The 10,804-nt window shown below is 67.6% G+C and carries 11 protein-coding genes and 1 pseudogene; 5 read left to right on the forward strand and 7 right to left on the reverse strand.

The features are described 5' to 3' along the window. A partial coding sequence (locus LDQ05_RS15475) for a LysR family transcriptional regulator (protein WP_226437854.1) occupies positions 1 to 913 on the reverse strand: 913 nt, incomplete at its 3' end. Positions 914 to 1,036: 123 nt separating this feature from the next. Between LDQ05_RS15475 and LDQ05_RS15480 the strand changes: the two genes are divergently transcribed. The 3 genes from LDQ05_RS15480 (at position 1,037) to curA (ending at position 4,042) form a co-directional block, all read left to right on the forward strand. After that, positions 1,037 to 2,479 carry an NAD(P)/FAD-dependent oxidoreductase gene (locus LDQ05_RS15480; protein WP_226437845.1) on the forward strand — a complete coding sequence of 481 codons (1,443 nt, stop codon included), beginning with the start codon at positions 1,037 to 1,039 and terminating at the stop codon, positions 2,477 to 2,479. A gap of 280 nt (positions 2,480 to 2,759) precedes the next feature. After that, positions 2,760 to 2,924 carry a hypothetical protein gene (locus tag LDQ05_RS15485; RefSeq protein ID WP_226437846.1) on the forward strand — a complete coding sequence of 55 codons (165 nt, stop codon included), beginning with the start codon at positions 2,760 to 2,762 and terminating at the stop codon, positions 2,922 to 2,924. An 83-nt stretch (positions 2,925 to 3,007) separates the two neighbouring features. Next, positions 3,008 to 4,042 (forward strand): NADPH-dependent curcumin/dihydrocurcumin reductase, encoded by a 1,035-nt coding sequence (gene curA / locus LDQ05_RS15490; RefSeq protein WP_226437847.1) that lies wholly within the window; start codon positions 3,008 to 3,010, stop codon positions 4,040 to 4,042. A gap of 52 nt (positions 4,043 to 4,094) precedes the next feature. Here curA and LDQ05_RS15495 read toward each other — a convergent pair whose 3' ends face one another. The 3 genes and pseudogenes from LDQ05_RS15495 to pcaD form a co-directional block, all read right to left on the reverse strand. Beyond that, the gene (locus tag LDQ05_RS15495) at positions 4,095 to 5,324 is read right to left on the reverse strand and encodes an acetyl-CoA C-acetyltransferase (protein ID WP_226437848.1); all 1,230 of its coding nucleotides are present in this window, start codon (positions 5,322 to 5,324) and stop codon (positions 4,095 to 4,097) included. A gap of 19 nt (positions 5,325 to 5,343) precedes the next feature. After that, positions 5,344 to 6,156, reverse strand: a complete 813-nt coding sequence (locus LDQ05_RS15500; RefSeq protein ID WP_226437849.1) for an IclR family transcriptional regulator — start codon at positions 6,154 to 6,156, stop codon at positions 5,344 to 5,346. A gap of 11 nt (positions 6,157 to 6,167) precedes the next feature. Then, positions 6,168 to 6,923, reverse strand: a pseudogene (pcaD, locus tag LDQ05_RS15505) (3-oxoadipate enol-lactonase); the annotation flags it as partial. Between the two features lie 172 nt (positions 6,924 to 7,095). Here pcaD and LDQ05_RS15510 point away from each other — a divergent pair. Beyond that, positions 7,096 to 7,842, forward strand: a complete 747-nt coding sequence (locus tag LDQ05_RS15510) for a CoA transferase subunit A (RefSeq protein WP_226437850.1) — start codon at positions 7,096 to 7,098, stop codon at positions 7,840 to 7,842. Continuing rightward, entirely contained in the window at positions 7,839 to 8,495 is a 657-nt protein-coding gene (locus tag LDQ05_RS15515) for a CoA transferase subunit B (RefSeq protein ID WP_226437851.1), read from the forward strand. Before LDQ05_RS15510 ends, LDQ05_RS15515 begins: the two co-directional genes overlap by 4 nt. Positions 8,496 to 8,541: 46 nt before the next feature. On the opposite strand, the gene LDQ05_RS15520 is transcribed toward LDQ05_RS15515, so the two are convergent. The 3 genes from LDQ05_RS15520 to LDQ05_RS15530 all read right to left on the reverse strand — a co-directional run. Beyond that, positions 8,542 to 9,432, reverse strand: a complete 891-nt coding sequence (locus LDQ05_RS15520; protein WP_226437852.1) for a LysR family transcriptional regulator — start codon at positions 9,430 to 9,432, stop codon at positions 8,542 to 8,544. A 110-nt stretch (positions 9,433 to 9,542) separates the two neighbouring features. Further along, positions 9,543 to 10,367: a polysaccharide deacetylase family protein gene (locus LDQ05_RS15525; RefSeq protein WP_226437855.1), complete on the reverse strand. Its 825-nt coding sequence runs from the start codon at positions 10,365 to 10,367 to the stop codon at positions 9,543 to 9,545. A gap of 202 nt (positions 10,368 to 10,569) precedes the next feature. Further along, positions 10,570 to 10,804, reverse strand: a 235-nt coding sequence (locus tag LDQ05_RS15530) for a hypothetical protein (RefSeq protein ID WP_226437853.1), incomplete at its 5' end; no start/stop codon positions are given.

Genomic DNA, 10,804 nt, shown 5'->3' on the forward strand with positions numbered 1-10,804 from the left:
AGCTACCAGAAGTGCGCACGGGTGGGGTGTCGCCGGGGGAGAGGATCGACGTCGCCAACGCCCGGATCAGGAACTCGAGCTCCGGCGACGGGGTCGTGCCCGACCGCACCACTCCGCACACGGGGACCCGCAGCCGGTGGTTGCTCTCACGCATGAACTTCAAGCCCTTGCGGGGGGTCTCGTTCGCGGTGCTCGCATACAGCACCGTCCACGCGCGGGGGTTGGTGAGCACCTCCAGCGTCGCCGTGTGATCGCTCGCGATCGCCGGACCCAGCAGCACCCGCCGCCCCACCTCGACGAACGCGTCCTCGACGACGCGGTGCAGCAACACCTGGCTGCTGCGCGGCGGCAGCAGCAGCGGGTAGTGGGCGAGTTCGCCCAGATCGACCGTCGAGAACGCCGACAGCGGGTGACGGCTCGACGTGACCACGACCAGGTCTTCGACGCCGAGCCGGACCGTCTCGAGTCCGGGACGGTCCACTTCGCCGCGGATCAGCGCCAGGTCGGCCTCCCCGGACGCGACCGCGTTGACCCGGTCGGTGAAGTCCTTGATGACGAACTCGACATCCAGTTTCGGATTCCGCTCGCGCACCTGGGAGATCGCGTCGAGGCTCTGCGCCGCGAAGCTCATGTTCGCGCTGATGCGGATACTGCCGCGCGGCTCGTGCCCGACCTCGAGCGCCCGCGCTTCGAGCGCGAGGACCTCCTCGGCGATCGGCATGAGCCGCTGCCCCGCGGCGGTGAGTCCGACCGACCGCGTGGTGCGGTCGAACAGGGTCACGCCCAGTTCGCTCTCGAGTTTCGCGATCTGGTGGCTGATGGCGGACTGGGAGATGAAGCACCGCTGCGCGGCGCGCGAGAAGCTCGACTCCTCCCCGACCGCCAGGAAGTAGCGCAGTTGCCGGAAGTCCATCACACACCGATTCATGAGCAAAACAGATAACAGTCTTTCGAATATCCCAGGTTACTGGAGATGTCGAACCCGAGATACCTAGGTTGGACTCATATCGAACTTCAATGTGGAGGTATCGGGAGAATGACAGCGACCGACAAGGGAGAGGCCGACTTCGTAGACCGGACCGAGGTGGTCATCGTCGGATCCGGATTCGGAGCGCTCGCCGCAGCGAAGAAGCTGGGTAAGGCGGGTAAGCCGTTCGTACTGATCTCGGAGACCACCGAGCATCTGTTCCAGCCCCTCCTGTACCAGGTCGCGACCGGCGTCATCTCGCCCGGCGAGATCGCCCCGTCCGTCCGCGCGATCCTCGCCAAGTACCCGAACGCCGACGTTCGACTGGGCCGCGTCGTCGACGTGAATCCCGACGACAACACCGTCGTGTACGAGTCGCACGGCCAGCGCCACACCCTCGGCTACGAGCAGCTCATCGCCGCGACCGGCGCGCGGCAGGCGTACTTCGGCCGCGACGAGTTCGCCGACGTCACGTACGCCCTCAAGACCGTCGACGACGCCGACCGGCTCCGTCGCCAGATCGTGCGATGCTTCGAGGAAGCCCACACCACGACCGACGCCGAGCGCCGCAAGAATCTGCTCAGCTTCATCGTGGTCGGTGCCGGCCCGACCGGTGTCGAGCTCGCCGGTCAGATCAAGGAACTCGCCAAGCGTTACTTCGGGGAGTCGGTGCACAACGTCGACCCGGCCGACGTGACGGTCACCCTCGTCGAGGGCGCCGACAAGGTGCTGCCGCCGTTCGGAGGCAAGCTCAGCGAGTACTCGAAGGACTCCCTCGAGAAGGCCGGTGTCGACGTCGTCCTCAACACCCTCGTCACGGACATCGACGAGTCCGGCGCCACGCTGAAGACCGCCGGCAGCGACGAGACCCGCCGGCTCACCGCGGAGACGATCATCTGGTCGGCGGGCATCCAGGCCAACGACTTCGCGGGTGTCCTCGCCGAGCGCACGGGTTGCGAGACGGTCCGCGGTGGTCGGCTGCTCGTCGACGACGACTTCACCGTCGGCAGCGCCGACAACATCTACGCCATCGGCGACATGGTGACCCTGAACAATCTGCCCGCGCAGTCGCCGTTCGCGATGCAGGGCGGCCGGCACGTCGCGAAGATGATCCTCGGCAAGATCCCCGCGGGTACACCGTTCAAGTACCGCGACAAGGGCAGCATGGCGATCATCAACCGCTTCAGCGCGATCACGCGGGTCGGCCGGATCCAGCTCACCGGTTTCATCGCGTGGGTGTTGTGGCTCGCCGTGCACCTCGTGTACCTGGTGGGCTTCCGCAACCGCTACATCGCCGTCATGTCGTGGTGCGGTTCGTTCCTCGGCCGCCGGCGCCCGCACTTCTACTACGCGCAGGAGACACCGCGACCGGCCGACGAGAAGCCTCGACCGGCACAACCGGCGACGGCCGCCTCCGCCGGCACGAAACCGAGCGCGAACAACAGCTCGAAGAGCCCGACCAAGAAGAACCGCGGTGCGAACCGCAAGAAGGTTCCGGTGCCCGTCTCCTGACGGGACCGACGACCGACCCGGGGAAGGCCTGATCGCTGCGGCGATCGGGCCTTCCGGCATCGTGGATCCGGATCTGCGCAGCAGCCGGGGTCCGCACGTCGCCGTGGTGTCCGACAACGGCGACGTCGGGGTGTTGTGGCGCGTGGCGCGCCGAGAGTGCCTGCGTGCGTTACGTGCATCGAGCATGTATATGTAGTCCAGGGGGTCGCACACCCAGTCCGCACATTCCGTGCACGGTTTCCGGTTGTCGCGCTCTCGTTCCCATCCGAGAGGAGCCGATGTGTCGATTCGTTCCACATCCAACGTGTCCCGCGGACGCGCACAGCAGGCGCAGCGGCCCACCCGCCGTGCCGACCACGACGGTCCGTCGTTCACCGAACTCATCCATTCGCGGCTGTTCTCGAGCTACGAACCGCCGCGCGGTGAACGTTCCGGGGCTGCGTGACGGGTGCCGCCGGTCGGTGATCGGGAGGCTTCCGCAGCCGAACGGTTCACCGGCCACCGCGCCGTAGGGCACACTGTGCAGGTATGAGTTCCACCGCGTCCCGTACCACCCGCATCGTCCTCGCTTCCCGCCCGGACGGAGCGCCCACCGTCGACAATTTCCGCACGGAGGTTGTCGATCTTCCTTCGTTGGGGCACGGTGACGTGCTCGTCCGGACGGTGTATCTGTCGCTGGACCCGTACATGCGGGGGCGGATGAGCACGGCCAAATCGTATGCACCGCCCGTCGAACTCGGCGAGGTGATGGTCGGTGGCACGGTCGGGCAGGTCGTCGAATCCCGGCACCGTGACCTCGAGGTCGGAGACTACGTGCTCGCCGGGGCGGGCTGGCAGTCGCACGCCGTCCTGGACGCGACCACCGTGCGTCGCCTCGATCCGGAGGCGGCGCCGCTGTCCACGGCGCTGGGGGTGCTCGGGATGCCCGGGTTCACCGCCTACGCGGGGATGCGCAAGATCGGGCAGCCGCAGCACGGTGAGACCGTGGTCGTCGCCGCCGCGACCGGCCCGGTGGGGTCGGCGGTCGGGCAGATCGCGAAACTGAACGGTGCGCGCGCCGTGGGTATCGCCGGCGGCCCCGACAAGTGCCGGGCGCTGATCGACGACTTCGGGTTCGATGTGGCCCTCGATCACCGGGATCCCGACTTCGCCGCGAACCTGGCGGCTGCCGCGCCGCGCGGTATCGACGTGTACTTCGAGAACGTCGGTGGTCATGTCGCCGACGCGGTGCTTCCGCTGCTCAATCGGTACGCGCGCGTGCCGGTGTGCGGGCTGGTGGCCCAGTACAACGGGGTCGAATCCGACCGGCGCGACAGGTTACCGGCGTTCTTCTCCCAGATCCTCGTCAAGAGCCTGACGGTGCGCGGATTCATCCAGTCGGAGTTCGCGGCCGAACTCTCCGCCGATTTCCTGCGCGAGGCGACGCAGTGGGTGCGCACCGGGAAGTTGAGGTACCGGGAGGACATCGTCGACGGGCTGGAGAACGCACCGTCGGCGTTCCTGGGTCTGCTCGAGGGGAAGAACTTCGGGAAGTTGCTGATCCGGGTCGCGCCGGAGACGTAGGGTTCCGGACCGCACCCCGGCCGCGTCGTGGGGCGCGGCCGGGGCCGTTTCGTCAGGCGATGCGCTCGAAGACCGCGGCGAGGCCCTGACCGCCGCCGATGCACATGGTTTCCAGACCGTATCGGCCGCCGCGCCGGTCCAGTTCGCGCAGGAGGGTCGCGAGGATGCGGGCGCCGGTCGCGCCGACGGGGTGACCGAGCGAGATGCCCGACCCGTTCGGGTTGAGGCGTGTGTCGTCGGCGTCGATGCCCCACGATCGGATCACGGCGAGGGTCTGCGCGGCGAACGCCTCGTTGAGTTCGATGACGTCCATGTCGGCGAGGGTCAACCCGAGACGACCGAGGGCTTTCTCGGTGGCCGGCACCGGGCCGATGCCCATGGTGCGCGGGGGAACTCCGGCGACGGCCCAGCTCGCGAGGCGGGCGAGGGGGCGCAGGCCGAGCTGGTCGGCCTTGCGGGCGGTGGTGACGATCGCGAGGGCGGCGCCGTCGTTCTGGCCACTGGCGTTGCCCGCGGTGACGGTGGCGTCGGGATCCTGCCTGCCCATGATCGGACGCAGTGTCGCGAGGGAGTCGACATCGGTGTCGGCACGCGGGTGTTCGTCGGTGTCGACGACGAGCGGGTCGCCCTTGCGTTGCGGCACGGTCACCGGAACGATCTCCTGGGCGAAGATCCCGTTGCGTTGCGCGGCGACGGCGCGCCGGTGCGACTGCACGGCGAGGGCGTCCTGGTCGGCTCGGCTGATGCCGAATTCGGCGCGCAGGTTCTCGGCCGTTTCGATCATGCCGCCGGGGACGGGGAAGTCGCGACCGCCGGCGGTGACGCGGGCGCGGGCGAGCCGGTCGTTCAGCGCGACGGCGTCACCGCGGACACCCCACCGCATTCCGGTGGCGTAGAACTCGGCGCGGCTCATGGATTCGGTGCCGCCCGCGAGGATCAGGTCGCTGCCGCCGCTCTGCACCTGCATGACGGCCTGCAGGATCGCCTGCAGACCCGACCCGCAGCGGCGGTCCACCTGTACTCCCGGAACATCCACGCCCAGACCGGAATTGAGTGCGGCGATGCGTCCGATGGCGGGGTTCTCGCCGCTGGGGGAGGCCTGGCCGAGGATGACGTCGTCGACGTCGGATCCGCTGATGCCGGTGCGGGTGACGAGTTCGCGGATGACCGTGGCGGCGAGGTCCTCGGGCGCGACATCCTTCAGCACGCCGCCGAACCGTCCGACGGGGGTGCGCAGCGACTCGCAGACGACGACGTCGTTCGCGGAATTGTCGAGGGTCACGTTGTTCTCCGAATCGTTCTCAATTGGTCTGGGTGCGCGCGTAATCCGACGAGATGGCATCGGCGGTGGCGACGAGCGCCGGGGCGAGCTCGGCGCGCAGGCTCTCGGTGCTGTACCGGGCGGCGTGGGTGGAGATGTTCACCGCCGCGACGACGGTGCCGGCGGCGTCGCGGATCGGTGCGGCGAGCGAGCGCAGGCCCTCCTCGAGTTCCTGGTCGACGATGCAGTATCCGTCGCGGCGTACCGCCGCGAGCTCTGCCCGCAGGCCGTCGGCATCGCGCACCGTGTTGCCGGTGATCGACGTGAAATCGGTGTGTTCGAGATGCTCGTCGAGTTCGTGCGGGGGAAGCCCGGCGAGCAGGACCCGCCCCATCGACGTCGCGTACGCCGGGAACCGGGTGCCGAGGGTGATCGTCACCGTCATGATGCGGTTGACCGGAACCCGGGCGACATACACGATGTCGTCGCCGTCGAGCACGGACACCGACGTCGATTCGTGGATCCGGTCGGCGAGGGCTTCGAGGTGGGGTCGGGCGATCTCGGGCAGCGACAGAGCCGACAGGTAGCTGTAGCCGAGCTCGAGAACCCTGGGGGTGAGCCAGAAGTGGGATCCGTCGGTGCGGACGTAGCCGAGTTCGACGAGGGTGAGCAGGAATCGGCGCGCGGTGGCGCGGGTGAGTTCGGTGGCGCGCGCGACGTCCGACAGGGTCAGCCGGGGCGAATCGGCGCCGAATGCGCGGATGACCGACAGGCCCCGGGCGAGGGACTGCACGTAGTCGGGGGACGCGGTGGGTGCGGCGGTGTCGGCGGAGGGTGCGGAGGTGTCGGTCACGACGTCACCCCGAGGTGCGCGGTGATCAAGGTGGTGACGAGTTCGGGTTGTTCGACGTTCGCGAGATGTGCTGCGGGATCGGCGATGTGGAACGCCGAGTCGGCGATGCCGTCGGCGAGGGCCTGCATCGTCGACGGGGGTGTCGCGGGGTCCTGCTCGCCGGCGATCACGAGGGTCGGCGCGGTGATGCGGGCGAGGTCGTCGCGGCCGTCCCAGGTGGCGAGGGCCTCGCAGCACGCGGCGTAACCCTCGTCGGTGGTGCCTTTGACCATCTCGACGTGTCGCGCGACGAGTTCGGGGTCGCGGGCGGCCCGGCCGGGGCTGAACCAGCGGGAGACGATCGCGTCGGCGATGGAGGCGAGCCCGTCAGCGCGGACGGTCGCGGCGCGGTCGTACCACGGTTGTGCCGGTTGGAATGCCGCGGAGGTGCACAGCAGGGTGAGGGTGCGGATGCGGTCGGGACGGTGCGCGGCGAGCCACTGGCCGACGGCCCCGCCGAGCGACAGCCCGACGTGGTCGACGGAGTCGAGGCCGAGGGAGTCGAGCAGCGCGACGATGTCGCCGCCGAGTTCGGCCATCGTGTACGGGCCCTGCGGGGTGGGGGAGGAGCCGTGACCGCGGTGGTCGACGGCGACGACGTGCCGGGTCTCGGCGAGTGCGTCGATCTGGGGCTGCCACATCGACAGGTCGGAGCCGAGTGAGCCGAGGAACAGGACGGTGGGCGCCGACGGGTCGCCGTGCCGTTCGTGGTGCAGGGTGACGGTCAATTCGAGCTCCGGTCGTGGGTCGGGTCCGCCGCGAGCGTTCGCGATATGGACGAATGGACGCTATGCGGACAGGTTAGTTCCGCCACCGCCGCGAATCAACGATTCCGCCGGGAAATGTTCGTATCGCGAACAGGGGTTCACGTCACGTACGAACGACGCTATGGTGGCATGCATGGACAAAGTTGTCGCCTCCGCTGCCGAGGCTGTGGCCGATGTGCCGGACGGCGTCACCATCGCCGTCGGCGGGTTCGGCCTGGTCGGCATCCCCGAAATCCTCATCGACGCGCTGCTGGAACAGGGCGCGACCGGACTCGAGACCGTCAGCAACAACTGCGGCACCGACGGCTTCGGTCTCGGCCTGCTGCTCGAGAGGGGGCGCATCCGTCGCACCATCTCGTCGTACGTCGGTTCCAACAAGGAGTTCGCGCGCCAGTACCTGTCCGGCGAACTCGAGGTCGAGTTGACCCCGCAGGGCACCCTCGCCGAGCGCCTCCGCGCCGGCGGCGCGGGCATCCCCGCGTTCTTCACCCCCGCCGGTGTCGGCACGGCCGTCGAGGAGGGTGGGTTGCCGCTGCGCTACGACGGCGACGGCGGTATCGCCGTCGCGTCGAAGCCCAAGGAGACCCGCGAGTTCGACGGCGAGACCTACGTGATGGAACGCGGCATCGTCGCCGACTACGCGCTGGTCCACGCCTGGAAGGGCGACCGGCACGGCAACCTCGTGTACCGGGCATCGGCCCGCAACTTCAATCCCCCGGCCGCCGCGTCGGGCCGGATCACCATCGCTCAGGTCGAGCACCTCGTCGAGCCGGGCGAACTCGACCCCGACGAGATCCACACCCCCGGCATCCACGTGCAGCGCGTCGTGCACGTCGGGCCGGTCGAGGTCGGAATCGAGAACAGGACGGTGCGGGCATGACATCGACGACAGCCACCGAGCGCAAGGGCATGACCCGCCAGGAGATGGCGGCGCGGGTCGCGGCGGAACTGTCCGACGGGCAGTACGTCAACCTCGGAATCGGCATGCCGACGCTCGTCCCGAACTACCTCGATCCGGGTGTCGAGGTCATCCTGCACTCCGAGAACGGTGTGCTCGGAGTCGGTCCGTACCCGACCGAGGAGGAGCTCGACCCCGAGCTCATCAACGCGGGCAAGGAGACGATCACCGTCGTTCCCGGCGCATCCTTCTTCGACTCGTCGCAGTCGTTCGGCATGATCCGCGGTGGCCAGATCGATGTCGCGGTGCTCGGTGCGATGCAGGTGTCGGCCTCCGGTGACATCGCGAACTGGATGATTCCCGGCGCGATGGTCAAGGGTATGGGCGGTGCGATGGATCTCGTGCACGGTGCCAAGCGCGTCATCGTGATGATGGACCACGTCAGCAAGAAGGGCGAGCCGAAGATCCTCGACGAGTGTGTGCTGCCGCTGACCGGCAAGCGCTGCGTGCAGCGGATCATCACCGATCTCGCGGTCATCGACGTCGCCGCCGAGGGGCTGACTCTCGTGGAGACCGCTCCCGGTGTGACCGTTGACGAGGTTGTAGCCGCGACAGGAGCAACGTTGATCGTCTGACCGGGCGTTCGCCGTCGAGGGTGGCCGGGGTGCCGATTCGGTGCCGTCACCCCGGCGGCACAACGGCTCCCAGTAGAGGCTGCACCAGTCGCGGTGTCGTATGGCGGAGCCACAGCGCTTGAACAGGGGCCATCGGTGGATCCTCGATCGGTATCACCACCGCTCGGCCATGATGGCAGGGTCCCGGCTCAGCCGTTACGAATGCGAAGTGCCCGTTCCCGATGACTGCGGTCGTCGGTGTGGTTCCCTGAATATGATTGACAGTGACACTCGGCTCGAAACCTGCGCGTCGGCACACCGACATCAGGAAGTCGGAGTAGAAGGACTCACCGGGTGGTCCCCACAGAATGAGACCGAACCCGGCGAGTTCACCCATCGTGATGGATGCCTTCCAGGCCAGGGGATGCTCGGCCGATACCGCAATGTTCAGCATGGAGTACGCAATGATCGCCGCGGCCAAATCTCGCGGCGTTGTCGAACCACGTCTCAGTCCGACACTGATGGTGCCCGCGCGCAGCGCGGGTGCCAGATCTCCGGGAAAACACTGTCTGGCGGTGATCGATGCGTCGGGGAACGCTTGTCGAACCGGCTCGGTCAGGTCGAACACCTCATCGGACGTGAGGGCGGGGGTGTGGCCGACTATGAGGTGATCGGGTTCGGCTGCCGCGGCCGCGCGGGTTGCGCGGACGAGAGCGCGGGATGCGTCGATCAGTGGTCCACCACCGTCGCGCAATGTCTGGCCGGCAGGAGTCAGATCGATGCTCCGGCCCGTACGCCGGATGAGCGATACCCCGAGTTCACGTTCGAGCGATTTGAGTGTGCTGCTGACGGCCTGCTGGGTGAGCTGTAGATCTGCGGCAGCGCGGGTGATGTTCAGATGTTCGGCCACGGCCATGAATTGACGAAGTCGATGGGTGTCGAGATGGGGATCCATCATGGTTGGTCTCGAAGTCTCGTGGTCATTGCGCGGGGGTGGGTGGGCTCCGAGATGCTCACGTCGAGCTTCGGATCGGCCTGGGAAGGACGAGGCGTGTCGTGGGGCATTCATCACGGCGCCTGCTCCGGCTCGAGCAGCCGGGCGAACTGGACGCCGCGTTGACGCAACAGTGGCAGCGCGGCGAGCAGCCCCGACGCCGATCCGCTGAATGGCTGGTTCATGTGCATCAGCACGATTGCGCCGTCGGGCGCCTCCACCAGGTTTGCTGCGACCTGCGGTGCGGTGAGTGTGGCGCCGCCGTCACCGTTCACAGAGAATCCCGCTATGGACAAGCCGAGTTCCGCGACGATGTCGACCGCGACGTCGTCGTAGTGTGCCGTGCCTGCCCGGAACCAAGTGGGTGGTAGTCCGGTGATATCCGCGAGTACCTTCTGATTGTCGACAACCTCCCGAATAGCATCGTCGACACCGGAGGTTCCCTCGATACCGTAGGCGGTGCGGCCGGCGACCGACAGCGGAACGTGACGTGTTCCGTGGTTGCCGATCTCGAAGAGGTGATCTGACGCGAGGTCGGCGGCGGTCTTCCGGTTTTCTCGAACCCAGCGTGCATTGAGGAAGAGTGTGGCCGGAATAGATTCTCTCCGCAGGGTGTTCAGCAGGGCGACGTCGATGAGCGATCCGCCGTTGCCGCCGCACGCATCGAATGTCAGATGCAGTGTCGGATGGTCCAGACCGCTGATCCCGGTTGTGGTGATCCCGGGAAGATTCGTACCCCACATGGTCGGCACGCGACGTTCGAACGACGAGGTGGTGGGGGTGGTCGATGTGGGTGTTGCGCTGACAGGTGTGGATCGTGCAATGGACCCGGGTTGCAACGCAGGTGATTCAGATACCCCACAGGCCGTTCCAGCGGCTGCGGTTGCCGTCAGCAGCATCAACTGTCGACGCGACAGGACCGAATCCGAATGTGGCACAGATAAACCCCCTCCACGCGCCAGCGTGTACAGATATGCATCAGAATCTTAGCCGGACGGAGCCTGTGTAGGTGCGCCCGGCCTCCACCGTGTGGAAGCCGGGCGGCGTCGATGTCGAGAATCAGGCGTCGGGACCGAACCAGCTCGGAGATGGCCTGTGGCGCTACTCACCTGCGCCGTGGTTGGGGTTGGTGCAGATGGTGCCTTCGCAGGGGACGGTGCTGTTTCCGCCTCGTGGGTCCTGCATGACTGCTCCGCCGTTCTCGGCGGGGTTGGTGCCTGCGCCGTGGTTGGGGTTGGTGCAGATGGTGCCTTCGCAGGGGACGGTGCTGTTTCCGCCTCGTGGGTCCTGCATGACTGCTCCGCCGTTCTCGGCGGGGTTGGTGCCTGCGCCGTGG

The organism is Rhodococcus yananensis (assembly GCF_020515525.1).
Taxonomy (GTDB): Bacteria; Actinomycetota; Actinomycetes; order Mycobacteriales; family Mycobacteriaceae; genus Rhodococcus; species Rhodococcus yananensis.